Genomic DNA, 26847 nt, shown 5'->3' with positions numbered 1-26847 from the left:
ACCTACGCGGTGCATTGTGGCGAATGCTTTGAGATACGCGTTGGTGATCGCGGTATTCGGTGCCGGCTTGAGCTTGACCGGAATTGGTATGTCATCATGAGAGAAGCGCGATTCAACTTGAGGAGTAAAGATATTTACCAAGTCCGGTTCGTCTAACGACAAGCAGAGGGAAAGTCATCCGTGCTGACTTTTCCTCTTATCTCTTCACTAAGGACACGATTTCTGGCAAACCTTGGACACCTAACACTGTCATATTCCGGCCAATATGGGTTGGCAGTAACAGTCTGAATCCCAATGCCGTCAAAGCAATGGCGGAAAAAGGGATTGACATCTCCAAACAAACCTCGGATGTGATTGATACGGAGATTTTGAACAAAGCGGATTACGTCATAACGCTTTGCGGAGACGCCAACGATAAATGCCCGATCACACCGCCGCACGTAACACGGCTTCATTGGGGATTTGAAGATCCGGCCAAGGCCACAGGCACAGCAGAAGAAAAATGGAAAGTGTTTCAGCGTGTACGGGATCAGATCGAAGAAAGAATCAAGCAGTTTGCAGCCGAAGGAAAATAAGATACGAAGTCCTGGCAAAGTTGCTATCTCTGGTGAAGTAAATATTTACCATGCTGTCGTGGCGGAATTGGCAGACGCGCGCGACTCAAAATCGCGTCCGAAAGGGTGTGGGTTCGAGTCCCTCCACCGGCATCATTACACTACTGAGTTAAGTCAGCCCTAGTTAAACGGGCTTTTTTTATTTTCTCAAAGGATAATTGAAACCGAGGAAACTGTGTGAAACGTGTAGGTATGGGTGTGAGTAAAATGTTCGTGGGCAAGTGGGCGAAGAGGATCTGAAGGAATTGGAGGGTATGGAAAAGTGCTTCCTTTTTTGGTAAAGTGTTAAACTCAAAACCAAACACCCAAGGAGGAAAAGCCCCATGAGCGAGTTTATCACGGAATTTCCCACAATGAAAGAGCTTGAGACGATCCGTCTGAGTCAAGCCACCGTGGGCAGATTCCCTGGTTTTTGAGATTTTGAGGAAAAACTTCGGACTTCCACTTTATGTAAGCTCTTTTTTGTTTCCCTCCACCCGTATGTCATCTCCTGCCTTTGAGCGAACGCCCACCGCCGTCTCTTCCAGACGCGGACTGAACTTGCAGCGTCCCTCAAATGCGAGAAGGCGTTCAGCAAAAAGACGTGTTTGCCTGTACTCCGGTCTAAATAGAGACGCCGCATGAATCGCACTGTTCCAAACACCATATCGACACTCACTTCTCGTTCTTCTTTGACCTAGTAACGTTCTCGATCCCGCTGCTCCATAATATGCTGATCTTGTCTCCGGTATTAGCGCCATCGCTCTGGCGAACTCCTCCTTCAATTTCCGGAATAACCATTGTTCCAGCTCTTTTATTGTCGGCAGGTTTTTGGTAATGTGGCTCATAGGAGCTTCTTCCTTCTTGGTGTGTTTTGTCACAAACATCACTTTACCAAGGGAGAAGCTCTTTTTTATGTCTACTATTTCCAGTTCTTGCACCCACAAAGATTTTTATCTAACAAAGTTCCGATGTTGACCAGAATCGGAACAATGCTGTTACAGTTAGTCTATATTTCGCTATAAAACTTGGCAATGATAAAACGAATTACTCCGAAGTTCGAATGCCAAATATATATTTGGAAAATGAATATTTTCAGATGTTCATGAGTTAAGTCCGTATAATTGTGTAAAAACAGAGCTTCTCTAAAAAAGTGAGCCATTATCAAATCCCCTCGGTTAGAATGAAGTTGTCGAGACAACATTCCAAGGAGAGGGATTGAAATGGCTCAATATCAGATTACCGTAGATTCGCAACTTTTGCATCAACTTTTTCTCAGTAACTCGCAGGATGCGGGAGTAGCCAAACTTCTGGAATCCGTATTGAACCAAGTGTTGCAGGCCCAAGCAACGGAACAACTGGGTGCAGAGCCCTATGAACGGACGGAGGAGCGTCAAGGGTATCGAAACGGCACCTATCCGCACCAATTGACAACACGTGTCGGCACCATTACGCTTCGTGTCCCTCGGATTCGCGGCGGGAAGTTCTCGACGGAGTTGTTTGCCCGTTACCAACGCAGCGAACAGGCTCTGGTGTTGGCCTTGATGGAGATGGTGGTTAACGGGGTGTCGACCCGCAAAGTGGCACAGATTACGGAAGAACTGTGCGGTACGGAGTTTTCGAAATCCACAGTATCGGAGTTGTGCAAGCGTCTTGATCCGATCGTGACGGCATGGAACAACCGTCCGCTTCATGACAACCCGTTCCCCTTTGTCATCGTCGATGCTCTGGTCCTCAAAGTGCGTGAAGACGGCCGAGTACGGTCGCGAGGCGCTCTCATCGGGATCGGTGTGAACACCGACGGATACCGTGAGGTATTAGGTCTCATGCTTGGCGACAGCGAGTCGGAAGTCAGTTGGAGTGAATTTTTTGGCTGGCTGAAAAGCCGCGGGCTGCGAGGCGTCGATCTGATTGTGTCGGATGACCACGGAGGGTTGGTCCGGGCCATCCGCAGACACTTCCAAGGCGTCACCTGGCAGCGGTGCCAGACGCACTTCATGCGCAACATTTTGGACGTCACGCCGAAAGCCCTGCAAGACGAGATGCATAGTCGGATCCGGGCCATTTTGGATGCACCAGACCTGAATACGGCACGACTTCTCTTGAATCAGGTGCTGGAGGCATACGAAACGAAAGCGCCGAAAGCCATGGCAATCCTGGAAGCCGGCTTTGAAGACGCGACGGCGGTCTTGCATTTGCCGGAAAAATACCGCAAGCGTCTCCGCACAACAAATGCTCTCGAGCGCTTGAATGAGGAAATCCGGCGTGAACGAGTGATTCGGATCTTTCCGAATCGTGAGTCGGCCATACGTTTGATTGGTGCATTGCTCATGGAAATTGACGAGAAGTGGGCAAGCGGCAGGAAGTATTTGGATATGGCTGAGTATCTGGAGTGGCGCGAATCAAAGGTCGCCAACAGGAGTTCCAAAGTCACACGCATTGGCTAATGGATGCGTATCGCAGCCTGTCAAGGCCCCGAAACGCTGGGGCTGCCACACGGGCGAGTGAAAGGGTGCAGGGTGTGTGGTTCCCTGCGTCTCCCCCTTCGGGGGCGAAAGGGGGCATCTAACCAAGGGCGAATTTACACAGAAATATGGACTTGATCTGTTCATGAAATAGTAAAATAAATGTTTGAATATAGATGGTGTTTGTTATATTATAATAATAAAATAATCATTTGAATGTGTGGTGAATATTATGTCTCATGACATCTGTGAAATTTACTGCTATGACGAAGAGAAGGTAAATCGAGTAAAGGAACAGCTTTCTTCAATCAGTACACAAAATATGGTGAAAATCTTCAAGGCATTAGCGGACGACACTCGGATGAAAATTGCGTTAGCATTATGCCAGGAAGACGAGTTATGCGTATGTGATGTCGCGAACATCATCGGATCGACTGTGGCTAATGCATCGCACCATCTTCGGCTGCTTCGCAATATGGGGCTTGCGAAGTATCGAAAAGAAGGTAAATTGGTATTTTATTCGTTGGATGACGAACACGTGAGACAGCTTATTTTGTTGGCTCTGGAACACGGGAAGGAGGAAAAAGTAAATGTCTGAAAACATAAGCAAAAAAAGCGTATATCGCGTACAGGGTTTCACTTGCGCGAACTGCGCCGCGAAATTTGAGCAAAATGTAAAGGCCCTGCCCAAGGTCCAGGATGCACGGGTGAACTTTGGTGCTTCCAAAATAACGGTATATGGGGAAGCCAGCGTTCAGGAATTGGAGCAAGCCGGGGCGTTTGAAGGGTTGAAGGTTTATCCGGAAAAAGAGCAGCGCGCGATTGAGTCAGAACCGTTTTGGAAACGAAAATCCACTATTACAACGGTTTTGTCAGCCATTTTTCTCGTTGCCGGATGGATTTTGGGGGAAGAGCATCCGTATTCTGTGGTTGCCTTCGTCTTGTCCATTGTCATAGGCGGATATGCTTTGTTTGTCAAGGGATTCAAAAGCTTGGTCCGCTTTAATTTCAATATGAATACGTTGATGACCATTGCGATCATCGGAGCTGCAGCCATAGGCGAATGGGGCGAAGGGGCAACGGTCGTTTTTCTGTTTGCGATCAGCGAAGCGCTGGAACGTTTCTCGATGGACAAAGCCCGTCAATCGATTCGATCGCTCATGAACGTGGCTCCTAAAGAAGCGATAATTCGCCGCGGCGATCAAGAAATGCTGATCAGTGTAAATGACATTGATATCGGGGATATTATGATCGTGAAGCCCGGTCAAAAGATTGCCATGGACGGCAGGGTCGTCAAAGGACGTTCCTCCGTGAATCAAGCTGCGATTACGGGTGAGTCGGTTCCGGTCGAGAAATCGCCGGGAGATGAAGTTTTTGCGGGTACGATAAACGAAGAGGGTTTGCTCGAAGTCGAAATCACAAAACGAGTTGAAGATACGACCATTTCAAAAATTATACATCTTGTGGAGGAAGCTCAGGCTGAAAAGGCACCGTCACAAGCGTTTGTGGACCGGTTTGCAAAATACTATACCCCTGCAATCATGGTGATGGCTTTAGGCATAGCAGTGATTCCGCCGCTTTTCTTCGGAGGCGAATGGGGCGATTGGATTTATCGTGGATTGGCCTTGCTTGTCGTCGGTTGTCCATGCGCGCTGGTCATTTCTACGCCGGTATCGATTGTTACAGCGATTGGTACTGCGGCAAGAAACGGCGTGTTAATTAAAGGCGGCATTCACCTTGAGGAAACTGGCAGCATATCGGTCATTGCATTTGACAAAACCGGTACGCTCACGAAAGGTGTACCCGTTGTAACGGATTTCGTCCGCTTGCAGGGCCCCGCGGAAAACGAGTTGTTGGCCATCGCCGCGGCGATTGAAAAATGGTCACAGCATCCGCTTGCCTCCGCCATCGTTCGAAAAGCCGATGAAGTACATGTGGATCTGGAAGCTTGGAAGGCTGAAGATTTTGCTTCGATTACCGGAAAAGGGGCTAAAGCGGTTGTAAACGGTGAGCTCTACTATATCGGGAGCCCCAGGCTCTTTGTGGATTTGCAAGCCATCGACAGTGAAGTATCCAGTCAAATTCAACGATTGCAGGAGCAAGGAAAAACGGTCATGCTGCTCGGTACTGAGCGGCAGATATTTGCTCTAATTGCGGTTGCCGATGAAGTTCGCCAAAGCAGCAAAGAAGTCATTCGCAAACTCCACGAATTGGGCGTTCAAAAAACAGTCATGCTGACTGGAGATAACCTGTCCACAGCGAAAGCGATTGGAGAGCAAGTCGGCATTCATGAGGTAAAAGCCGAGCTGTTGCCACAGCATAAACTTGAAGCAATCAAAGAACTGAAACAAATGGGTAAAGTCGCCATGGTTGGTGATGGGGTAAATGATGCCCCGGCCTTGGCCAGTGCAACGGTGGGGATCGCTATGGGAGGTGCCGGCACGGATACGGCACTGGAAACAGCAGATATTGCCCTGATGGCTGACGATCTGACGAAACTTCCCTTTACGATTAAATTAAGCCGGAATGCGTTGAAAATCATTAAGCAGAACATTACCTTCTCGCTTGTCATTAAGGCGATCGCATTGTTGCTTATTGTTCCGGGATGGTTAACATTATGGCTTGCTATTTTTGCGGACATGGGTGCCACGCTCATTGTCACGTTGAATGGGTTACGTTTGTTAAGAACCAAGGAAGAGTGATTTTTGTTGGATACATCTACTTTGAGGGTGGTGTCAGTCACGCTGATATTACCCGCAGTAACAAGTTCAGTCATGAATGGAAAAGGATGTTCTCGGCACTTTTAATGGAGTGGTGGAATGAATTGGAGCAGCTTTTTGTTTGTTTTGCTGGCGGCCTGCGCGAATGTGGTGGGACACAGGCTGATGTTTGTGTTTAAACAAAATTGGTCGCGAAGAGGACTCTATGCGTTAATGGCGATGAGCGCAGGTCTCTTGATGGCGATCGCTATTTTGGATTTCATTCCAGATTCATTGGAGCATGAATCTTCAAGCCCTGTATTTGTTCTCTTGGGCATGCTTTCCGTTTATTTTTTTCAACAATATGTTGCAGGGCATTTTCATTTCGGCGAGGAAACTCATGTTCATGATCACGTCAAAAGTACGACAGTGGGAGCCATGGTGGGAATGCTCATCCATACATTTTTTGACGGGTTATCGATCGCGGCCAGCTTTGATGTTGATTTTGGTCTGGGTATTACCGTGTTTATTGCCGTACTCCTTCATAAAATTCCGGACGGATTAACCATTTCATCCATCATTTTTACCCTTCTTCAAGACCAGAAAAAGGCAATAGGAGCCGCTCTCTTATTAGGGGTATCTACTCTTGCAGGTGCCGTTACGGCATTTGTTCTTTCGGATTTTTATTTGCCGGGCGAACAGACAGCCGCTGTCGCCATTGCATTCTCTTCAGGGATCTTTCTGTATGTTGCGGCGACGGATTTGCTTCCGGTGGTGAATGCTGCTGGAGACCGGCGTGCTGCTCTTTTTTTATTCGCTGGCATTCTTTTATACTTTGCCCTTCAATGGGGTTCAAACTGGCTTGCCCCTTTATAAGTTATTGAAAAAAATACGAATTCGTAGTAATATGAAGGTGTGAAGATGTATTGATATTAAAGTACACGGGGAACCTAACCTTATGGAACAAATTTTGGAACTCTTTTTGAAGAACGGATTGCGGCCCTTGAGTCTGCTCCCGGAAATGGCCGGTTTGGAGCGCAAAGTTAACCGGTCCGAGATTGCCGTACTGCTGATGCTGCATTTTCGCGGTGAGATGACGATGTCCGCGCTTGCTTCGGAACTGGGGGCGCCGCTCAGCACCATGACAAGTCTGGCACAACGGCTTGTCCGCAAAGGATTGATTGTACGATACCCTTCCGATAAGGATCAACGCATCATCCTTGTCCAACTTACCGAAGAAGGAATGCAGATCGTTTCGCAGGCAAGGGCGATCATTGAAAAGGTGTTTGCGCGCGTGCAGGCTGCGCTCAGCGCCAATGAGCTAAAACAATTTCTTTCCTTGGCTGTAAAGATAGGAAAAGCGGTACAAGGGCAGGAGATGGGGGGGACCGTAGCCCCGTCTTCCAAAATCCGCAACATCCCGATTGACGATTAAATTCAAAGTCAACGTATATTTTTTTTAGATTAAAACTACGATTTCGTAGTAAAGGAGGATGCCGGATGAGGGTCATTATTTATACCGGGAAAGGCGGGGTCGGGAAAACAAGTGTCTCCGCGGCTACAGCGGTCAAGCTTGCGGAACAGGGTTACCGGACTTTGATTTTGAGTACGGACGCGGCGCACAGTTTGTCCGATTCGTTCCAAGTCGCCCTCGGCAGTGAACCGGTACGGATTAGCGAGCGGCTATGGGGGGTGGAGGTGGACAGTCTCCGGGAAACCGAAAAGCATTGGGGCGCTGTCCGGAATTGGCTGTCCGGATTGATGAGTTGGGCCAATCTGGATGACATCACCACCGAGGAAATGCTCGTTTTTCCGGGAATGGAGGAGCTGTTCAGTCTCATGGAAATCAGGCGCCATGCGACGAGCGGTGACTATGACGCCATCATCGTCGATTGTGCCCCGACGGGAGAGACGTTGCGGTTGCTCAGCTATCCGAATCTGCTCCGTTGGTGGCTGGAGAAGGTGTTCCCTTACGAGCGTCGACTATTGAAGGTGGTGCGTCCGGTCGCGAAAGTCGTCGCGGGAGGTTTGGAACTGCCGGGTGACAACGTGCTGGATAGTCTTGCATCATTGGTTCGGCAATTGGAAAAACTGCAAAAAATCATCATTGATCCTGCGATGACGTCTGTGCGTGTCGTCGTCAATCCCGAAAAAATGGTGATCGCCGAAGCAAGGAGGGCTTTTACCTATTTGAACTTGTACGGATTCAACACGGATGCGATTATTGTCAATCGGGTATTGCCTGCGGAAGCCGGCACCGGGTACTGGTCAACCTGGCGCGACATTCATCTCAAGTATGAGGAGGAAATACGCAACTCCTTTAGCCCGCTTCCTATTCTCCGCATCCCTATGATGGAGTCCGAGGTATACGGATTGCCGATGCTCAAACGGATCGGTGAAGCGGCATTTGCCAATACGGATGCCGCGGCGGTATTGTACCGGGGCAAAGTGCAGGAGATTCGCAAGGAAGAAGACGGTTATGTTTTGGAACTGGTCCTGCCGTTTGTCCAAAAGGATCAGCATCAACTCAGTCAAAAGGGCGACGAACTGACTGTACAGGCAGGTCCATACAAGCGTAAGGTGCTTCTGCCGCGAACGCTGCTGGGGCGAGAAATCACAGGAGCGCGTTTTACAGAGCAGAAGTTGACCATTCGTTGTGAAAATAAGACGATATCAAACCGTCATGAGGAGGATGAATGAAATGAAAGAGGAAGAGATAGTGAAAATTGTGAGCGACATTTTGAAGCTGCGCAGAACAATCTTGGCCGCACTTTCTCCGGAAGAGGCGCGGCAGCATTTTCATTCGTCGCGAAGAGAAGCGCTTTTGGGAGTGAAAGCTATTTTGCAACACGCGATCGATTGGCATGACGAGCATGCAGATGGCAAGGCACATCAGGAGAAATCAAGCAGGCCGATCGAGATTACTCCGTAATCATGGAGGTGAGTGGGTTGATGTATGCCCAATGACGATACATGCCGACATGTCGTTTTTGTAAGCGGTATACGGTTTCAAAGGTTTCATGGAGGTGGGGGCGCTTATGAGTGATTTTATTCTTTGGTTGGATCGGGTAAGCAAGGCAGATATCCCCCTGGTAGGCGGCAAGGGGGCAAACCTCGGTGAGTTGTTTCAGGCGAAATTCCCCATTCCCCGTGCGTTCTGCGTCACGGCTTCCGCCTACAGGAAGCAGGTTGAAGAGATTTCTATCGCGAAAGAGCTGACCGCACGATTGGCTGGCCATGATGGAGACTACGAACGGCTCAGTGCGTCTGTAAAAGAACTGTTTCTGAATACTTCAATTGTCCCTGAGATCGAAGCGGAAATCCGGCAAGCTTATCGCGTCTTGGGGAAAGGAGTGCGGGTTGCCGTCCGCTCGTCGGCGACGGCGGAGGACCTCCCCGAGGCCTCATTCGCAGGACAGCAGGAAACCTTTCTGGGCATTCACGGCGAAGTGGCGCTTTTGCAGAGCGTGCGCGAGTGCTGGGCTTCTCTGTGGAATCCGCAGGCCATACATTATCGTGAGAAACATGGATATTCGCACACCGATGTAGCCTTGAGCGTTGTGGTGCAGGAGATGGTGGCGGCCGATGCCGCCGGGGTGATGTTTACCGTCAATCCCATCAACGGTGAAGCCCGGGAAATGATCGTTACCGCCAGCTATGGTTTGGGAGAAGCGGTGGTTTCGGGTAGCGTAACTCCGGATACGTATACGATTGCAAAAGAATCCATGACCATTACAATCGACGGACGCCACGATGCTTCCTGTCATATATCCGGTTTCGTCCAAAGTCGAGTGATGATCTGTCAGAGCTGGTGGGGGAACCAAGAATATTGAAATAAATATACCTAAGGGTATCATAATCAATGAGTATCCGAAGAAATGGAGTTTAAACATGGGCATATTTAAAAAATTCGAAAGACAGTTTGGCAAGCCACAGGGATTATTGGGCAGAATTGCCGGAAAGTTAATGGAATTAAAAGGCACTGAAAAAATTGAGTGGACGATTTCGTTACTGGATATCCAGAAAGATGATAAAGTTTTGGAAATCGGTTACGGACCAGGGGTTGCAATAGAGTTGCTTTCTAAATTAACTCCTAACGGATATATTGTTGGCATTGACCACTCAGACTTGATGTTTAAGCAAGCCCAAAAGAGAAATTTGGCAGCAATAAAAGAGGGAAGAGTAGATTTAAGGCTCGGCGACGTTGCCAATCTTCCCTTGTTCGATATCGCTTTTGATAAAGTCCTTTCGATAAATACGATATTCTTTTGGGAGAACCCAGTGGAGATATTAAAACATATTCACCGTATCATGAAACCGGGCGGCGTGATAGCGTTAACGATTCAACCATTTAACGAAACAGACGAAAAAGCAAAAGAATATGGACATCAAATGATGAATTACCTTGAAAATGCGGGCTTCACGAATGTCAGGATGGAAATAAAATCCATGAAACCCGTTGCATCTGTTTGTGTACTTGGCATGAAGTAATATACGACCATAAAATTAATTATTCCTATGACTTTGGCAAACGAATGTTCACCGTTGTACCATTGACGCTTTCGATCCATACCGTTCCGCCATGTGCATCAACCAATTTTTTGACAATTGTGAGGCCGATGCCGCTGCCGCCCCGTTTTCTGTTCCGTGATTTATCCGCTCGGTAAAACCGTTCAAAAACATAGGGCAGATCTTCCGGAGCAATGCCGATCCCCGTATCTTGTACGGTGATGAGAACCGAATCGGTTTCGTCTTTGACCCGGATTTCGACATGCCCGCCCTCAGGAGTAAATTTGAGGGAATTGCTCAAGACATTCACCAAAATCTGAATGAACCGATCCCGGTCGACATTCAAACGGATGGCAGGGTACGGTTTCACCTCAAGACGGATGCCTTTTTCCATAAAAGCTGCTGATACGATATTTGCACTTTGCTCGATGAGTGATGTGAGATCTTCCGGCTTGCGGTGAAGGCGAAAATCTGGAGAATCCACTTCCGTAAGTTGTTCCAAGTCAGCGACTAAAGCGATCAGACGTTCGGTTTCTTCATAACAAGCGCGCAGCCTTGCAGGTGTCGGTTCCCAGATTTGATCAAGCATGGCCTGAATGTGACTCTTCAAGGTGGCGAGAGGTGTCCGCAATTCATGAGCGATGTCCTGCGTCATCGTAATACGCAATCGCTCATGTTTCTGCAATTGTTCGGCAAGATGGTTTAATGCTTTCCCAAGTTCGGCGAGTTCATCGTTCCCTGGTACATTTATCCGTACGGAAAGTTTCCCCCGCGTCATTTCTTCCGCTGCTTGTTTCATTTCCACCAGAGGGGATGAAAGACGTTTTGCCAAATATAAGCTAATAATCACGGCGAAAACAACAGCACCGACCAACGTCCACATCATGGATTGAAGCAGGGCTTGTTCCAGATGAAAGGTAAGCCCAGGGAGGTTGTGGTCCATCCCATACTGCTCTTGGTATTGTTGAAAATGATAATGGGTTTCCATCATCAGGCTGATTCCGGCAATGAGCAAGGTTCCGACAACGACCCCGATCATCAGTAGGGACAAACGGTAACGCAATCCGGGTTTCATCGGGAACCCCCCATAAAGCGATAACCGATTCCGTACACGGTATGAATGTATTTGGGGTGTTTGGGATCAGGTTCGATTTTCTGGCGCAAATTTTTGACATGTTGATCGATGGCGCGGACGTCCCCCTCGAAATCGGCTCCCAACACTTTTTCAACCAATTCTTCCCGGTTAAACTGCCGTTGCGGATGACGAGCCAGAACGAGAAGCAGTTTATATTCGCTCGGGGTCAAATTGACCGGTTCGCCGCGTAAATACACTTCATTACGGACCGAATCGATAATCAATTCACCGTCGTTGAAAGAAATGCGATCGGCGAGCAGGTGATGTTCGTCGGTCCGGCGGAGTATAGCCCGGACTCTGGCCACCAGTTCGAGGGGATCGAAAGGCTTGATCACATAGTCATCGGCTCCAATGGTCAACCCTTGTACCCGGGACGATTTGTCGACCTTAGCGGTAAGCATGAGAATAGGAACGGATGATTGTTGCCGGATTGTCTGGCAAACTTGCTCCCCGGGAATGTCCGGAAGCATTAAATCGAGGATGACCAAATCGACCGGAACATTTCGTATGGTTTGTAAAGCTTCCGTTCCCGTTCCGGCTTCCAGCGTGCGAAATCCGTACTTCCGAAGATAAGAAACGACCACGTCGCGAATCTTGTCTTCGTCATCCACCATTAATATCGTTTTCATAATTTGTCACCTGCTCCTACCGTCCGAATTGGTTCAAAGTGTAAAAAATAAAGCCTAAAGAAAGTGGCTCAATGATGGGATGAGGCGAGAAATGACAAAACAAAGGAAAGAACACTCGTAGCCACTTGGCTTTTTTTATTGATCATGGGAATTCCTCCTGGTGCGTAATAACGCGGCTGTAAACTTTTTGAAACCTTCCATGATCATTTGTTGGTCATGCTCCGGCAAATCGTTTAAGACACTTTGATAAAAAAGAAGGGATTGCTCACAAACCTGCTGCACGGTGCGTTTCCCTTTTTCGGTTAAGGAAAGAAGCATCTCCCGGCGGTTGCTTTCGTTAATGGTACGATTGACGAAATTTTCCTTCACCAAGGCATCGACCAGTCTGCTGACGGAGCTTCGTTCGAGACGGAGGCGGCGAGCCAGTTCGCTGACCGAAATGGTTTCGTTTTCAAGCTCCTGCAAAGCGAATACTTGTGACAAGGACAGATTGAAACCGCATGGCGTCACCGTTTGTTCCAACAGACCGAAAAGTCGAACGAACTTCTGAACGTTCCATCGAAGTTCCAACAGAGAATCCTTGTCCATACTCGTCACCCCAATATTCGTGTATAACACATATATTGCATAATACACGATAAATTCTTATCCCGCAAATGCAAAAAGGGAACGGATGAGGCTCCATTCCCTTGATACCATATACGTTATTATTCCGGCTTGTTTCCGGCATTCGGATCCGGAACGAAATCGGTTTTATAATCCGTATATTTCAACTCCGTCACCATGCCGGCCGACGCGTGATGCAGATCGTGACAGTGGAACATCCAGTTGCCTTCGTTGTCCGCCTGGAAGGCGACGACGTATTCGTCTCCCGGTTTCAGATTCAATGTATCTTTGATCACGGGAGCACCTTCCAACGGTTTGCCGTTTTTGCTGAGGACCTGGAAAAAATGCCCATGAAGATGCATCGGATGATCGTCGGTCTTGGAATGGTTCACGAGACGAACTTTGACGGTATCCCCTTTTTTCACTTTAAGCGGCTCGGTGTCTGGAAACGTTTTTCCGTTCATCGTATAGACGGTTTCACCGTTCTTCGTTTCCGTGTTTAAATTCATTGTGTATTCCAAAGTGTACTTCTGATCCAGAGTAAAATTCTTGTTTCCGGCTTGTCCGTAACGGCTGAGATCAACCGCCGCCAACTGCGCTTTTTCGTTCGGTTGATCCGTCCCTCCGGCAGAACCTTCGTAGGCGATGATGGCCTTCATTCCTTTAACGGCTTCCTTGTCCCCATGATCTTCGATGAACCATTGGCCGGGATTATTGGCTTCGAATTCAATATCGTAGCGTTCCCCGGGCGCGATTGCAACCACATTGTCTTTTAGTATGCCCGGATTGTTCAGCGGTTGGCCGTCGGAAGCCGTAATTTTAAATTCATGCCCGTGCAGGTGGATTTGATGTGTCAGATACCCGGCGTTGATGAGTCGGATGCGCACTTTTTCCCCTTGTTTCACGGGCAGTTTGTCCACGAGCGAACCGGATTTCCCGTTGATCGTGAACAAATCGTACATGCTCATATCGTGTCCGCCGTTGTCCATGTTCATTCGACCATGGTCCATGGACTTGCCTTCTTTATCGTTTGAGCCGTTCATATTCATATTGCTGTGGTCCATATTGCTATGATCCATACCCGACATATTCGATCCTGACATGTTGCCGCCGGACGTGTTCATGCCGGCACTCATCCATTCGTCCAAAATCAGCGTGTAATCGCGATCAACCTTGGTTCCATCTTTGGGTTCCACAATAAATGCCCCGTACAAGCCGCGGTCGACTTGATTGACGCTGTCTTGATGAGAATGGTACCAGTATGTTCCAGGTACGTTCGCTTGAAACTCGTACGTGAACGATTGCCCCGGTTGGACCGCGTTTTGCGTAACGCCCGGAATGCCATCCATCGCGTTCGGGACCGGATACCCGTGCCAGTGGATGGAGACCGGTTCTGGCAGTTCATTTTTCAGGGTGACTTTAATGGTATCCCCTTGTTTGACCCGGATTTCCGGGCCGGGGACGGAGTTGTTAAACGTCCAGACCGGAACCGTTTTTCCCGGTGCCAGCTCTTGATTGCTTGCTTTTGCCGTCAGCGTAAACTCTTTGCCGGTCAACACTGCCGGTTTGGCTGCGGAGGTGTTTTTATTTTGCCCTTGATCTTGCTTTTGCCCCATCTTCATGTTGGAATGATCCATTCCGTTCATGTTGGAGTGATCCATACCATGCGAATTTCCGCCAGAGTTGAAACACCCCGTCAATAAAACGGCGATGGCGCCGATCGCAGCTATGCTTTTCAGTTTCCAACCGTTTGTCATGATATTCCCTCCATTCCCAGTTATGATGTCGATGTTTTTTCGAATTCTATCGTAAAACAAGAATGTGTAGAAGTTGTGAGCATCGTGATGAAAAAGATGATGCTTTGATCGAGCGGAAGCTGGACACATATTTTGATTTACACTACAATCTGTAGTAATGGCTGGAGGCTTTGAAAGGTATGTGACATATGGATTGGTTCATACCGGTCGACGACCTTGCGGAATGGCTTGCATCATTCGGGTTTTGGGCCATTCTCTTGAGCTTGCTCTTGAGTGCCATCATCGCAATTTTGGGCATTATGCCTTCTTTGTTTTTATCGGGAGCCAATGCGGTCGTTTTCGGACTGATTCCGGGGTTTTGGATTTCCTTATCCGGGGAAGTGCTTGGTGCGGGGGTATCCTTTTGGCTGTATCGTCGGGGATTCGGAAACATGCGGCCGGTCCAAGAGGGGAGCTGGGTTTGGCTAAAACGATTAAATGAAGCGAGCCGCAAACGGCGTGCCGTCATTCTGCTCTTGGCTCGTTTGATTCCCTTGCTGCCCTCCGGAATCATTACATTCGCCGCGGCCGTGTCCCACATGCGATTTTGGGATTTTATCCTGGTGACTTTCATTGGAAAAGTCCCGTCCATCGCGATGGAAACGCTCATCGGGCATGACTTCATTCGGATCGAGGAAAACTACCCACGACTTTTGTTTTCGCTGTTGTTTTTGGTGTTTATATATATTTTAATGAGAAAAAGATAGATAGATTGAAGGGGAGGGCGTTACGCTTCTGAGGAAATGGTTCTTCCTTGTTAGTAGATATTGAAACAGGCCAGTTTCATTATGATTTCTGTAACGGAGCTTGAGGGAGACCCAAATAAGCAACGAACCAGTTATTTCAAATTCTCTTACTTTGCCCAACGGAAACGTGACGCGATGAGAATGAAGACTTCGTGTGTTCAAAGGATTTGAAAACATGGACTCCGATAAAAGTCGGATTGAATAGGGATATGCCTCTTGGAATAAAGACATCGGAGATAGATCCCAGTCGTTAGCCATTGAACTCAGAATTTATCCGTGTACGGGAGTCGTAATGGAGGAGTGTAATACGATGGGAAGTTGTTGTCAAACTGCAGACAAAGAGTCATCGTCCATGAACGTTTGTCCTGTCTGTCAGCAAAAGGGCAAAAGTGTTCCGTTGATTACCCTCAAATCATTGCTTGAACCGGCAGCATTGGAAACCATCAACCCCGAAGATGCTTACGCTTTTTGCCCAAATCCATCGTGCGAAGTGGCCTATTTTAGCGACTCACTCACCTATGGCAAAGACATGCTTAAAGTATCAGTATATCAGAAGGACGATGCCTTGGACGTGCCTGTTTGCTATTGTTTCGGTTGGACAAGAGAACGTCTTATCCAAGCAGTTCAAAAAAATCAACAACCGATTGACCATATTCGAAAGCAAGTGCAAGCAAATCGCTGTGGCTGTGAAGTCAACAATCCACAAGGTTCCTGCTGTTTGGGCAACGTAACAGCTTTTGTACGGTGCATCGAAAAGGGCTAATCTCTAAAAGACAATCAGTTATTCGGTTTTTGAAAAGACAGCGCATGTTTGCACATCCCTTCCCAACTTGCAATCCCTTACAGGTTCTCTTGTTTTCATAAGAGAGCCTTTTTTGTCGGGTTGAAAAGTTGATGAGAATCGTATCTTGCAAATGGGATGCATGGATTTTTTGCTTGACGCTCACCGTCCATTATTTTATTATTCAATTAAATAATTGAATAATGGGGGAGAGGAGGACATGGCAATATCTTGCATCTCGGCCAGAGCTTTCAAAGATGAGCTGTATCAGCAATTTGCCAGAATCGGAAAATGTCTGGCCAGTGAGAAACGTCTTGAGTTATTGAGTTTGCTGTCTCAGGGACCGAAATCGGTTGAAAAGCTTGTGGAAAGCACGAATATGAGTTTTGCCAACGTTTCGCGGCATCTCCAGGTGCTGAACGATGCCCGGTTAGTCAAATACAGCAAGAAAGGGACATACGTCATTTATGAGTTGGCGGATCCTTCCGTTTCCGACTTCTTATTGTCCTTGTGGCGCATATGCGAAAATCAACTGGCGGATGTGAAGCGCATTAAGGATGAATTTTTAAATCACTTCGATAATTTGCAGACCCTCACGATGGATGAACTGCTCGATAAACTGGAGTCAGGGACCATCGTCCTGCTGGATGTCCGACCGAGGGAAGAATTCGAAGCCGGGCATATTGAGGGTGCGATCTCGGTGCCCATTGATGAACTCGATCAGCATCTTCAATCCCTTCCCCGGGATATTGAAATCGCAGCATATTGCCGTGGACCGTACTGCGTTTATGCGGCACAAGCCGCCCAGAGGCTGCGGAATGAGGGGTTTATTGCCTACCGGCTGGAAGAAGGTGTTCACGAGTGGCGGCAGTGCAACAAACAGCGGAATTAAACAAGATTTATCTGGATTATAACGCGAGCACGCCCATCGCTCCGGAAGTGTTGCAAGAAATGCAACCGTATTTTCAAGAATTCTCTGGTAATCCATCATCCGATCATTGGGCGGCACATTCAGTCAAGGAAGCGATTGATCTGGCGAGAAGCAGGGTGGCTTCGTTATTGGGTTGTTACCCGGATGAAGTGATTTTTACAAGTGGTGGCAGCGAATCGAATAATCATGCCTTGAAAGGTGTTTATTACGCACTTCGGGAACGTGGCAATCACATCATCACGACAATGGTTGAGCATCCGTCAGTACTGAACCCATGCGCTTTTTTGGAACGGGTGGGAGCGGAAGTGACGTATGTAAAAGTCGATGCAAGGGGAAGGGTATCGCCGGATGATATTGAACAGGCGATCAATGACAGGACGATTCTGATTTCCGTCATGCATGCAAATAACGAGGTTGGCACCATTCAGCCCATTGAAGAAATATCCGAAATTGCGAAAAAGCATCATATTGTATTTCATACCGATGCCGCGCAATCGGTCGGCAAAATTCCCGTAAAAGTATACAAACTCGGCGTTGATTTGCTGTCGATTGCCGGCCATAAGCTGTACGCCCCGAAGGGAATCGGTGCCTTGTTTGTTCGAAAGAAAACGCCGTTTGAACCTTATATTCATGGAGGAGGCCAGGAGTTCGGCATGCGGGCGGGAACGGAAAATGTGCCGTATATCGTCGCGCTGGGGAAAGCGGCTGAATTGGCATCGCAATATCCGGATTCGAAAAAAATCCGAGAATTAAGGGATTATTTTTGGGAACGTCTGTTTTCCTGTTACGGAAATAACATCCAACTGAACGGTCATCCGGAGAACGGTTTGCCGAATACGTTAAACGTAAGCTTCATTGGGATGGATGGCAGTGAAATATTGAAGCTGCTCCCCGAGATTGCCGCTTCTACGGGGTCTGCCTGCCACTCCGGCAAAACGACGATATCCCCGGTGTTAAGAGCGATGAAGATAAGCGAACGAATCGGGCGTGGAGCCATACGGTTCAGTCTTGGCAGATACACAACGAAACAGGAAATCGATCAGGCGATGGCGCTTTTAGAAGAGAGAATTAAATTTTCCGATTAACAAGGAGGAATCCTCAATGCTGTTCCGTCAATACTTGCACCGTAACCCGGTTGCCATTTCTTATTTTTTCGGATGCGGAAGCAAGTCCCAAGGTGTTGTCTTCGATCCGATGGAGGATCAGGTTGATTTTTACATTCAGGAATCCAGGACGCTAGGAATGAATATTCGTTATGTGATCGATACCCACCTTCATGCGGACCATATTTCCGGAGCACGGCTGCTTGCGGAGAAAACCGGGGCAAAATATATTCTGCACCGTTCGGCTGATGTCCGGTTCCCATTTGAGCCGGTTGAGGATGGAGATGAAATTGCCGCGGGAAATACGATCTTAAAAATATTGCATACACCCGGTCACACGCCGGAACATATCTCTATCCTCGTTACCGATCGGGCAAGAGGGGAGGAGCCTTGGTTTGTTCTAACCGGTCATACGCTCATGGTCGGTGACGTAGGGCGTACGGAACTGGCCACAGAGGTGGAAGAAGGAGCAAAACAACTGTTTCGAAGTTTGCACGAAAAATTGCTTCCGTTGCCCGATCATCTGGAGATCTATCCTGGGGCCTATTCGGGTTCCATTTGCGGACGAAGCTTGAGCGGGAAACCGTCGTCTACGCTGGGATTCGAGAAAAAGCTGAACCGGGCTTTGCAGATTGACCATGAGAGCGATTTTGTCCAGTATATGACCAGGGACATACCGGAAAAACCGGTGAACTATCAGGAAATTCGTGCCTATAATATGGGACTGAGCGATTCGAGGCCCGACTTTACTAACCGCAGATGAGGCTTGCCATGTATGCAAAGGATCATGCGATAGAATACGGTATTAAAGAAAATTTGAGGGATTTCTCTTTGCTGGTGATCATCAATCTGTTTGTCGGTTCCATGGTCGGACTGGAAAGAACCGTTTTACCCCTTCTGGGCGAAGAACAATTCGGATTGGCTTCGGCCAGCGCCGCTCTTTCTTTTATTGTCAGTTTCGGATTTTCGAAAGCGGCCATGAATTTTTTCGCCGGCAGCATCGCCGACCGCATTGGCCGAAAAAAAGTGCTTCTTCTCGGTTGGGGAGTCGGTTTATTCGTCCCTCTGCTTGTCATCTTTGCAACCCATTGGTGGGTGATCGTATTTGCCAATGTGTTATTGGGAATCAATCAGGGGTTGACATGGTCCATGACCGTAAACATGAAAGTGGATCTGGTCAAAGGGACACAGCGGGGGCTGGCGATCGGACTGAACGAGTTTGCCGGGTATTCCGGTGTAGCCTTGGCGGCGGCGGTTTCCGGATTTATTGCCGCCTCCTATTCCCTGCGTCCGGAACCTTTTTATCTGGGGATCGGGATTGTGATTGCGGGCCTTTTGTTATCTTTTACGGTAAAAGATACCGAAAAACATCTGCAACTTCAGGCACGGATGCAACAGCGCAAGGCGGCCGATCCTGTTAATCCTCGGGACATATTTCTCAAAACAACGTGGAGGGATTCGACATTATCCAGTTGCAGCTTTGCCGGGCTTTCGACCAATTTGAAAGACGGCATGGCCTGGGGGTTGTTTCCGATTTTTTTCGCCACAGCCGGATTGTCCGTAAGCCAGATCGGCACGCTGGTGGCTCTTTACCCTGCGTCCTGGGGATTTTTTCAGTTGTTTACGGGCGCTATAAGCGACCGCATCGGGCGGAAATGGATGATTGCCGCCGGAATGTGGACGCAGGCCGCCGCGATTTGGTGGATTTTATTTGCGAATCATTATGTTTTATGGATTGCAGGCGCCATTGTGTTGGGATTAGGTACTGCTATGGTATATCCCACGCTGCAGGCGGCGATCAGCGACGTCGCCCATCCGGACTGGCGGGCTTCCGCCATGGGAGTTTACCGTTTATGGCGCGACAGCGGCTATGCCTTTGGCGCATTAATGGGCGGAATACTTGCAGATGTATTGAACGTTTCGTGGGCCATCGGGCTTGTCGCTTTTTTGCCGCTGCTTGCCGGAATGGTTATCGCCCTGAGAATGAAAGAAACCTTAATCAGAAAATAAACCGCCCTGATAAGGATAGGCCTTGGAATAAGAAAAGGGAGAGCGATCATGGCGTTGTTCGATCAGGAAGCTTCCACTTATGATAACTGGTGCAACACTCCACTGGGTTCGTTTGTCGACAAAGTGGAAAGAGAATTGATAGCCAAAAGTGCGCAGCCGCAAGTGGGAGAAAAAGCATTGGACCTGGGATGCGGCACGGGAATTTTCGCCATATGGCTGGCGAAACAGGGACTTGACGTTACCGGAATCGATCTGTCCTCGGAAATGCTGGCCAAAGCACAGGAAAAAGCACAGAGGGAAGATCTTGCAATCCATTGGATTCAAGCGGACATGAACCGACTTCCGTTTGACCATGAAACGTTCGATCTTGTGATTGGCAATATTGTTTTGGAATTTGTTGAGAATCCTGAGAAAGTCGTTGCGGAAGCGCTGCGGGTATTAAAAAAAGACGGACGATTGGTGATCGGATTGATCAACAAGGAAAGTTACTGGGGAAGAACTTATTCTCAAAAGGGAAAAGATAATCCCGACAGCGTTTTTGCCCATGCACATTTTTATTCGGAACAAACGATCGTATCTTGGGAAACAAGACATTTTGCCTCTTTGGACTATGGATTATTCGTAACCCCGGAAAATTTCGAAAATGAAAATCAAGCGCTTGAATTGGAAAAGAAGCTTTCCCGAACCGCCGCAAAAAATCAAGCCGGTTTTTTCGTTGCCAGATGGAATAAATAAGTTAAAAAAAGGAGAGAATCGTTGGGAAGTAACAACGAAAGAAGGAACAATAGGACTGCCTTTGGGGCGGTCCTTTCGTCAATTTGGCATTGACAAAAAGGCAAGAACGATTTATCATACCTATAGGGGTATTAGTATATGAAAATCACAAGGAGGGACGATTTTATGGCAGCAATAAAGGCAACGGACAATACTTTGGATCAGATCATCAGGAACAACAAAGTCGTTCTGGTCGATTTTTGGGCTCCGTGGTGCGGACCTTGCCGCATGATGGCCCCGGTTTTGGATCAATTGGCTGCAGAAGCGGACAAAGAGGCCGTCATCGTAAAAGTGAATGTGGATGAAAATCCGGTTTCCGCCATCAAACACCATATTCAAGGCATCCCGACATTGAAACTCTTTGTCAACGGGAAAGAAACCACTACCTTTGTCGGTGTCCAGCCGCTAAATAAACTGAAAGCATTGATCATGCAATATGCAAATTAATTTTTTAATTCAAAATACCCCTATAGGTATATTGAAGTAACAAAAATCGGAATCATACAAACGAAAGGGGGGTCTTATGGAACTGGATGTAGGTTGGGTCATCACATTATTCGCGATCGGTTTTGGCGGTTCCATGATCTCCGGAATGGTCGGGATCGGCGGTTCCATCATTAAATATCCGATGCTGCTGTATATTCCCCCGCTGCTTGGTTTCGCGGCGTTTACCGCGCAAGAAGTTTCCTCAGTGAGTGCGGTCCAGGTGTTCTTTGCTACGCTGGCCGGAATGTTTGCTTACCGCAAAGGCGGGTTTATCAATAAGAAGCTCGTCCTCGCCATGGGGATTCCTATTATTGCGGGAAGTTTTATCGGCGGCTACGGCTCGAAATTTCTGCCCGATTCCGCGATTAACCTGACGTATGCCGTTATGGCGCTCGTTGCGGCGGTCATGATGTTTATGCCAAAAAAAGAAACGGACAGAACCGACTATTCCGACGTTAGCTTCAACACAACAGTCGCGGTCATTGCCGCGGCGACGGTGGGCCTCCTGTCGGGGATCGTTGGTGCGGCCGGCGCTTTTATCACGGTCCCGATCATGCTGGTCGTACTGAAGATTCCAACCCGTGTGGCCATTGCCTCATCGCTCGCGATTACGTTCATTTCCTCGATCGGTACCACGGTCGGGAAAGTGATGGGCGGTCACTTGCTTCTGATTCCGTCCCTGGTGATGGTTGTGGCGAGCATTGTCGCTTCTCCGCTCGGCGCCAAGCTTGGAAAGAAAATGAAAGTGAAGGTGCTGCAATGGATTCTCGCCGCGCTCATCACGGCAACGGTCATTAAGATTTGGGTGGATATTTTGATGTAAACAAGGAGTGGATGAAGGTGTCCGGAACCTATACGAAAGACATTCTCCCCCAGGAAGTACAAAGACGGCTGGAACGTGGGGAAAAGCTGAATCTGTTGGATGTGCGGGAGCACGACGAATGGGAATCGGGACATATTCCCGGCGCAAAGCATATTCCCTTAGGTTCACTTGGGGAAAGACACAAGGAACTGAACCCGGGCGAAGAAACGATTGTGATCTGCCGAAGCGGGAACCGCAGCGCCCTGGCATGCGAATATCTGGCATCCATGGGTTATAAGGTCGTCAATATGCAAGGCGGCATGATCGAATGGACCGGGAATATCGAATACGGAAAATCACCATGTTATACCGGGGGGTAATGTTGTGAGCAGAGAAATCCAAACGGATCGTGTCCTTGAATGTGAAAGATTGTCATGTCCGATGCCGGTGGTAAAAACCAAGAAAGCCATGGAAGAAATGAAGCCGGGGGAAGTCCTCGAAGTGCGGGCCACCGATAAGGGATCTGTCGCGGATTTGCAGAGCTGGGCCAAACGCACCGGCCATCAATACATCGGTCTTATCGAAGAGAACGGGGTTTTCCGCCATTTCTTGAGAAAAGCCTCCAACAACGAAACAAAAGCGGAAGTCAAATTCCCTCACACCATGAGCAACGAGGAATTAAACCAAAAAAAGGCTTCCGGCGAAAGCATTATCGTATTGGATGTTCGCGAACCTGCGGAATATGTCTTCGGGCACATTCCCGGCGCCATATCCGTACCTTTGGGACAACTGGAGGAAAAAATAAGTCAGTTGGATCCGGGCAAAGCGTACGCAGTGATTTGCCGTACGGGAAACCGCAGCGATATGGCCTGCCAAATTCTTGCCGAGCACGGATTTTCCAGAGTGAAAAATGTGGTGCCGGGCATGTCCCAGTGGCAGGGAGCCACAGAAAGCGACGAATGAAAAACTTCAAAAAAAGGAGATCGAAACATGGCAAACAAAAAAGTGGCGATTATCGCGTCTTCTCCGGGTCTGGAGACCGCATATAAAGCATTGAACATTGCAACGGCGGCTGCGGCGCTGGACGCGGAAGTGGCGATTTTTTTCACCTTTGAAGGGCTGTCCATCATTCATAAAGATGCGGAACAAATGTTGAAGCTCAAACCGGGTAACGAAGGGCTGGCGGAAGGCTTCAGGAAGGTCAACGTTCCCACCGTTCCGCAGCTTCTGGATATGGCGAAAGAATCCGGAGTACGCATGATCGCGTGCCAAATGACGGTGGACGTGATGGGACTGGAAAAAGATCACTTTATCGATGGAGTTGAACTTGGCGGCGCGGCGGCATTTTTGGATTTTGCCTTCGACGCGCAGGTGACGCTGAACTTTTAACAGGAAAGGAGAATAAAGATGGAAAAAGTTCTCTCGATTACGTCGGAAGAGCTTCACCGCAAAATGAATTCCGGTGAAGACATCTTGATTCTCGACGTAAGGAACGAGACGGATTACAACGATTGGAAAATTGAAGGCAAAAAAGTGAGATCCATGAACATTCCGTACTTTAACTTTCTGGAAGAGGATGAGCAGGTGTACGCGGGACTGCCGAAGGATACGGAAATTGTCGTTGTTTGCGCGAAAGGCGGCGCTTCCGATTATGTAGCGGAAATGTTGATGGAAAAAGGGTATAAAACCTGGTCGTTAAAAGGCGGAATGCTTGCCTGGAGCCAGTTTTATGTTCCCACCACCGTATATAGGGACGAAAAATTGAAAATCATTCAAATCAACCGTTTGGCTAAAGGCTGCCTTTCCTATGCGGTCATTTCGGAAGGGAAAGGCATGATCATCGATCCGAATCAAAAGGTCGATGTATACCTTGACCTGGCAAAGCAGCATCATTTCAAGATTGAACATGTCGTGGATTCTCATCTTCATGCCGATCATATTTCCGGAGGTTTGCAGCTTGCCGAACAAACCGGCGCGACCTACTACATCTCTTCCGGGGAGGTAAAGGATACGAATCTGAAGTTCGAGCCGCTTGATCGGCATAACCGTATCAGAGTCGGAGAAATTGACGTGGAGGTCTTGGCGATTCCTACTCCAGGCCATACTCCCGGATCAACTTCCTTCCTGATTAACAACCGGTTCCTGATGTCCGGCGATACCATCTTTGTCGGCGGTTTGGGAAGACCTGATCTAGGAGGAAAAGCAAAAGAATGGGCTATGGATCTGTACGATACCGTATTCAACAAGCTGAGCAATCTTCCGGATGATTGTCTCGTTCTTCCGGCTCACTATGCCGACATTCAGGAAATCAACGATAACGGGATTGTCGGGGCCACACTCGGAGAGATTCGCGGGAATAACGAAATTATGCGCAACGCCGATAAAGAATCGTTTACAGAACAAGTGGCCGGCGCGGTTTCCATGGAGAAACCGCCGAATTTCGAGGAAATTGTGGCCATCAACCGGGGAGAACTTCAGGTAGATGCGGAAAAAGCCATTGAACTCGAGATCGGACCGAACCGCTGCGCGGTGCACCATCACGGATAAAACATCACGGAAAAACGAAGAGGAGGTTTCAAGCATGACGGACATTTTTGTCGACGCAAAAGGTTTGGCTTGCCCGATGCCGATCGTCAGAGCAAAGAAAGCCATCGATTCGCTTCAATCTGGTCAAATCATGGAATTGCACACAACCGACAAAGGTTCCATGAACGACTTGCAAGCATGGGTAAGACAGACCAACCATGAATTGATCGAGGCAAAAGAAGACAACGGTGTATTTAAGTTTATCGTAAAGAAAGGATAAGTTTTTTAGGAGATGCGGTTCTAACCGCATCTCCTTCCAACATCAACGTTTGCAAATTCGAAATCACCGGCCTGAGTTCAAGTCTTCATGATATAACTTGCTCAAAACAAGGTTATGCGCCAAGTATGACTCCTTTTATTTGTGAATTCGATACCCATACCTGTATAAGCCAAAAAGAAAGGATGATCGTATGAGCCAAAAAGAAAAAACCACCATTATTCTGTTCAGCGCCGATCTGGACAAAGCGATCGCCGCCTTCATCATCGCGAATGGAGCGGCTGCATATGGTCACGAAGTGACGCTCTTTTTCACCTTTTGGGGGTTGAATACGCTTCGCAAAGATCAGCCTGTTTCCGTCAGGAAAGGGTTTCTCGAGAACATGTTCAGCAAAATGATGCCGCGCGGAGCGAATAAACTGGGACTTTCCAAAATGAATTTTGCCGGAATCGGTCCGAGACTGATCAAACATGTCATGAAGAAGCACAACGCGCTCGGCCTGCCGCAGTTGATTGAGCTTGCCCGGGAACAGGGAGTCAAGCTTGTCGCGTGCACGATGACCATGGATTTGCTTGGACTAAAGAAAGAAGAACTGATCGACGGGATCGATTATGCCGGTGTTGCAACCTATTTGGGGGATGCTGCAGAAGCGAAAGTAAACTTGTTCATTTAAGGCCGGTTCCCCGGATTTAGGGTATAATATACCTATACACGTATTCGTGATTGGGGGATATTCCATGCTGATGAAATATGATGAGGACGTCAAAAGAAGGCTGCGCCGCGTGGAAGGACAAGTTCGCGGCGTACTGAAAATGATGGAGGAAGAGAAAAACTGCAAGGATGTGGTGAGCCAGCTTTCGGCTGTCCGAAGTGCAGTGGACAAAGCCATTGCCTATATCGTGGCAGTCAATCTGGAACAGTGCATCCTGGAAGAGAAGGAGGCCGGCAAAGATACCGGTAAACTGGTTCAGGAAGCTGTCGAATTATTGATTAAAAGCAGGTAGGTGAGTTCATTGGAACCTTACCTTTACGCAATCATGGTTTTACTCGTATCGTGGTTTGTTTACAAGCAGTTTGCCCCGGTGAAGGGGTTGCGAAATCTGAATGCCGAGCAGTTCAAAAAGGAATCGAAAGGTCAAAGGATGATTGACGTCAGGGAAGTTCATGAGTTTAAACAGGGACACATTCCGGGAGCGATCAACATTCCGTTAAGTCAGTTGCGAACAAGACTTTCCGAGATTCCGAAAGACAACCCCGTCTTTTTGTACTGCCGCAGTGGGATGCGCAGCAAACAAGCCGGCAGGATCCTAAGCCGGAACGGATACCGTCATGTGGCTCACTTGAACGGTGGGATTATGGCCTGGAACGGACCTCTGGCGAAATAGACGAGTTATTTTCCGGAAAAGATACCATACTATCGTCAGGATTTGGAATACACTGACTGGAGGAACGGTTATGTTTCATTATACGGCAGAAACAACAGCGAGCGTTCAGAATGCCATTGCCGCCTTGGAAACATCTTTAAAGGAAGAACAGTTTGGCGTGCTATGGCGGTTTAATCTTCGTGAAAAACTGAAGGAAAAAGGATTTGATTTCGAGCGCGAGTACGTGGTCTTGGAGGTATGCAATCCTGCAGAAGCGAACAGAGTCATTAGTGAAAATGTATTGGCCGGGTACTTCTTGCCATGTAAAATTGTCGTATATGAGTAAGCGTCAAATCTAGCACACCTGGTCAAAGCTTCCCCAGCCTGCGAGAATAGGAACGAAGCGTATGCGCGGGCGTCGCCAAACAAGACGGAACGCCAAAGAGCCCTGACTGAGCAGTCAGAGCGGTTCGGGGCACAACGTCAGAACAGGCGACACGTGATCGGCAATGCGGGCGACCACGGGGCCAGCTTCTCCAGAGCGGCGGCGTCCTGCAAGTTCGGCAACTGTGGCAGTTGCTCGAACAGGTACTGCAAATAAGCCTCCGGTTTCAG

General features: G+C 48.3%; 31 protein-coding genes and 3 pseudogenes. 29 read left to right on the top strand and 5 right to left on the bottom strand.

Going from position 1 to position 26847, the window contains the following annotated elements; genetic code table 11:
• The first annotated feature begins 9 nt into the window (after positions 1 to 9).
• Positions 10 to 156 (top strand): DUF5348 domain-containing protein, encoded by a 147-nt coding sequence (locus F560_RS26000; protein WP_245554830.1) that lies wholly within the window; start codon positions 10 to 12, stop codon positions 154 to 156.
• 125 nt (positions 157 to 281) lie between these two features.
• Positions 282 to 575: pseudogene (locus tag F560_RS23685) on the top strand (arsenate reductase/protein-tyrosine-phosphatase family protein); the annotation flags it as partial.
• 533 nt (positions 576 to 1108) lie between these two features.
• Here F560_RS23685 and F560_RS0119180 read toward each other — a convergent pair.
• Positions 1109 to 1441 (bottom strand): annotated as a pseudogene (locus tag F560_RS0119180) (UPF0236 family transposase-like protein); the annotation flags it as partial.
• Between the two features lie 375 nt (positions 1442 to 1816).
• On the opposite strand from F560_RS0119180, the gene F560_RS0119170 reads away from it, so the two are divergent.
• The 9 genes from F560_RS0119170 (at position 1817) to F560_RS0119130 (ending at position 10248) form a co-directional block, all read left to right on the top strand.
• Positions 1817 to 3040, top strand: coding sequence for an IS256 family transposase (locus F560_RS0119170; protein ID WP_019007377.1), 1224 nt, complete (start codon positions 1817 to 1819; stop codon positions 3038 to 3040).
• A gap of 250 nt (positions 3041 to 3290) precedes the next feature.
• Positions 3291 to 3656: an ArsR/SmtB family transcription factor gene (locus F560_RS0119165; protein WP_019007376.1), complete on the top strand. Its 366-nt coding sequence runs from the start codon at positions 3291 to 3293 to the stop codon at positions 3654 to 3656.
• Positions 3649 to 5760, top strand: a complete 2112-nt coding sequence (locus F560_RS0119160) for a heavy metal translocating P-type ATPase (RefSeq protein WP_019007375.1) — start codon at positions 3649 to 3651, stop codon at positions 5758 to 5760. The genes F560_RS0119165 and F560_RS0119160 overlap by 8 nt, the downstream gene beginning before the upstream one ends.
• A gap of 117 nt (positions 5761 to 5877) precedes the next feature.
• Positions 5878 to 6633 carry a ZIP family metal transporter gene (locus F560_RS0119155; protein ID WP_019007374.1) on the top strand — a complete coding sequence of 252 codons (756 nt, stop codon included), beginning with the start codon at positions 5878 to 5880 and terminating at the stop codon, positions 6631 to 6633.
• 145 nt (positions 6634 to 6778) lie between these two features.
• Positions 6779 to 7192, top strand: a complete 414-nt coding sequence (locus tag F560_RS0119150) for a MarR family winged helix-turn-helix transcriptional regulator (RefSeq protein ID WP_245554900.1) — start codon at positions 6779 to 6781, stop codon at positions 7190 to 7192.
• Positions 7193 to 7257: 65 nt separating this feature from the next.
• Positions 7258 to 8457, top strand: coding sequence for an ArsA family ATPase (locus F560_RS0119145; RefSeq protein WP_019007372.1), 1200 nt, complete (start codon positions 7258 to 7260; stop codon positions 8455 to 8457).
• 1 nt (position 8458) lies between these two features.
• Entirely contained in the window at positions 8459 to 8689 is a 231-nt protein-coding gene (locus F560_RS0119140; protein WP_019007371.1) for a hypothetical protein, read from the top strand.
• Between the two features lie 106 nt (positions 8690 to 8795).
• The gene (locus tag F560_RS0119135) at positions 8796 to 9590 is read left to right on the top strand and encodes a PEP/pyruvate-binding domain-containing protein (RefSeq protein ID WP_019007370.1); all 795 of its coding nucleotides are present in this window, start codon (positions 8796 to 8798) and stop codon (positions 9588 to 9590) included.
• A gap of 58 nt (positions 9591 to 9648) precedes the next feature.
• Positions 9649 to 10248, top strand: a complete 600-nt coding sequence (locus tag F560_RS0119130) for a class I SAM-dependent methyltransferase (protein WP_019007369.1) — start codon at positions 9649 to 9651, stop codon at positions 10246 to 10248.
• A gap of 25 nt (positions 10249 to 10273) precedes the next feature.
• Here the strand turns inward: F560_RS0119130 and F560_RS0119125 are convergent, their stop codons facing one another.
• The 4 genes from F560_RS0119125 to F560_RS0119110 all read right to left on the bottom strand — a co-directional run bounded on the left by F560_RS0119125 (position 10274) and on the right by F560_RS0119110 (position 14297).
• Positions 10274 to 11341 (bottom strand): sensor histidine kinase, encoded by a 1068-nt coding sequence (locus tag F560_RS0119125; protein ID WP_019007368.1) that lies wholly within the window; start codon positions 11339 to 11341, stop codon positions 10274 to 10276.
• Positions 11338 to 12030 carry a response regulator transcription factor gene (locus F560_RS0119120; RefSeq protein WP_019007367.1) on the bottom strand — a complete coding sequence of 231 codons (693 nt, stop codon included), beginning with the start codon at positions 12028 to 12030 and terminating at the stop codon, positions 11338 to 11340. Before F560_RS0119120 ends, F560_RS0119125 begins: the two co-directional genes overlap by 4 nt.
• A 135-nt stretch (positions 12031 to 12165) precedes the next feature.
• Positions 12166 to 12618 (bottom strand): MarR family winged helix-turn-helix transcriptional regulator, encoded by a 453-nt coding sequence (locus F560_RS0119115; RefSeq protein ID WP_019007366.1) that lies wholly within the window; start codon positions 12616 to 12618, stop codon positions 12166 to 12168.
• A gap of 119 nt (positions 12619 to 12737) precedes the next feature.
• On the bottom strand, positions 12738 to 14297 hold the full coding sequence (locus tag F560_RS0119110) for a multicopper oxidase family protein (protein ID WP_019007365.1): 1560 nt from the start codon (positions 14295 to 14297) through the stop codon (positions 12738 to 12740).
• 284 nt (positions 14298 to 14581) lie between these two features.
• On the opposite strand from F560_RS0119110, the gene F560_RS0119105 reads away from it, so the two are divergent.
• From F560_RS0119105 to F560_RS23680, 18 genes and pseudogenes are all read left to right on the top strand, one after another.
• Positions 14582 to 15139 (top strand): TVP38/TMEM64 family protein, encoded by a 558-nt coding sequence (locus F560_RS0119105; RefSeq protein ID WP_019007364.1) that lies wholly within the window; start codon positions 14582 to 14584, stop codon positions 15137 to 15139.
• 349 nt (positions 15140 to 15488) lie between these two features.
• Entirely contained in the window at positions 15489 to 15941 is a 453-nt protein-coding gene (locus F560_RS25240; protein WP_083932141.1) for a putative iron-sulfur cluster-binding metallochaperone, read from the top strand.
• 238 nt (positions 15942 to 16179) lie between these two features.
• Positions 16180 to 16851 carry an ArsR/SmtB family transcription factor gene (locus F560_RS0119095; protein ID WP_019007362.1) on the top strand — a complete coding sequence of 224 codons (672 nt, stop codon included), beginning with the start codon at positions 16180 to 16182 and terminating at the stop codon, positions 16849 to 16851.
• A complete protein-coding gene (locus F560_RS0119090; RefSeq protein WP_245554897.1) occupies positions 16821 to 17975 on the top strand; it encodes a cysteine desulfurase family protein in 1155 nt (384 codons plus the stop codon). Before F560_RS0119095 ends, F560_RS0119090 begins: the two co-directional genes overlap by 31 nt.
• Before the next feature lie 16 nt (positions 17976 to 17991).
• Entirely contained in the window at positions 17992 to 18756 is a 765-nt protein-coding gene (locus tag F560_RS0119085; protein ID WP_019007360.1) for an MBL fold metallo-hydrolase, read from the top strand.
• Between the two features lie 8 nt (positions 18757 to 18764).
• Positions 18765 to 20003, top strand: a complete 1239-nt coding sequence (locus tag F560_RS0119080; protein ID WP_019007359.1) for an MFS transporter — start codon at positions 18765 to 18767, stop codon at positions 20001 to 20003.
• A 48-nt stretch (positions 20004 to 20051) separates the two neighbouring features.
• Positions 20052 to 20738: a class I SAM-dependent methyltransferase gene (locus F560_RS0119075; protein WP_019007358.1), complete on the top strand. Its 687-nt coding sequence runs from the start codon at positions 20052 to 20054 to the stop codon at positions 20736 to 20738.
• A 165-nt stretch (positions 20739 to 20903) separates the two neighbouring features.
• Positions 20904 to 21224, top strand: coding sequence for a thioredoxin (gene trxA, locus F560_RS0119070; RefSeq protein WP_019007357.1), 321 nt, complete (start codon positions 20904 to 20906; stop codon positions 21222 to 21224).
• Positions 21225 to 21300: 76 nt separating this feature from the next.
• Positions 21301 to 22086: a sulfite exporter TauE/SafE family protein gene (locus F560_RS0119065; protein WP_019007356.1), complete on the top strand. Its 786-nt coding sequence runs from the start codon at positions 21301 to 21303 to the stop codon at positions 22084 to 22086.
• Between the two features lie 11 nt (positions 22087 to 22097).
• Positions 22098 to 22445, top strand: coding sequence for a rhodanese-like domain-containing protein (locus F560_RS0119060; protein ID WP_019007355.1), 348 nt, complete (start codon positions 22098 to 22100; stop codon positions 22443 to 22445).
• 4 nt (positions 22446 to 22449) lie between these two features.
• Complete coding sequence (locus F560_RS0119055) at positions 22450 to 23028, top strand: sulfurtransferase TusA family protein (protein ID WP_026298405.1); 579 nt, start codon at positions 22450 to 22452, stop codon at positions 23026 to 23028.
• A 27-nt stretch (positions 23029 to 23055) separates the two neighbouring features.
• Positions 23056 to 23454 (top strand): DsrE/DsrF/DrsH-like family protein, encoded by a 399-nt coding sequence (locus F560_RS0119050; protein ID WP_019007353.1) that lies wholly within the window; start codon positions 23056 to 23058, stop codon positions 23452 to 23454.
• 18 nt (positions 23455 to 23472) lie between these two features.
• Positions 23473 to 24612 (top strand): MBL fold metallo-hydrolase, encoded by a 1140-nt coding sequence (locus F560_RS0119045; protein ID WP_019007352.1) that lies wholly within the window; start codon positions 23473 to 23475, stop codon positions 24610 to 24612.
• Between the two features lie 34 nt (positions 24613 to 24646).
• On the top strand, positions 24647 to 24871 hold the full coding sequence (locus F560_RS0119040; RefSeq protein ID WP_019007351.1) for a sulfurtransferase TusA family protein: 225 nt from the start codon (positions 24647 to 24649) through the stop codon (positions 24869 to 24871).
• 190 nt (positions 24872 to 25061) lie between these two features.
• The gene (locus F560_RS0119035; protein ID WP_019007350.1) at positions 25062 to 25541 is read left to right on the top strand and encodes a DsrE/DsrF/DrsH-like family protein; all 480 of its coding nucleotides are present in this window, start codon (positions 25062 to 25064) and stop codon (positions 25539 to 25541) included.
• Between the two features lie 64 nt (positions 25542 to 25605).
• The gene (locus F560_RS0119030) at positions 25606 to 25872 is read left to right on the top strand and encodes a metal-sensitive transcriptional regulator (protein ID WP_015256540.1); all 267 of its coding nucleotides are present in this window, start codon (positions 25606 to 25608) and stop codon (positions 25870 to 25872) included.
• A gap of 33 nt (positions 25873 to 25905) precedes the next feature.
• Positions 25906 to 26253 carry a rhodanese-like domain-containing protein gene (locus tag F560_RS0119025; protein WP_033396436.1) on the top strand — a complete coding sequence of 116 codons (348 nt, stop codon included), beginning with the start codon at positions 25906 to 25908 and terminating at the stop codon, positions 26251 to 26253.
• Positions 26254 to 26323: 70 nt separating this feature from the next.
• Positions 26324 to 26575: pseudogene (locus F560_RS23680) on the top strand (DUF302 domain-containing protein); the annotation flags it as partial.
• Positions 26576 to 26847: the final 272 nt, after the last annotated feature.

It is taken from the genome of Cohnella laeviribosi DSM 21336 (assembly GCF_000378425.1).
GTDB lineage: Bacteria > Bacillota > Bacilli > Paenibacillales > Paenibacillaceae > Cohnella > Cohnella laeviribosi.
Note: the sequence above shows the minus strand (reverse complement) of the source record. Positions and strands in the feature narration are given on the sequence as shown.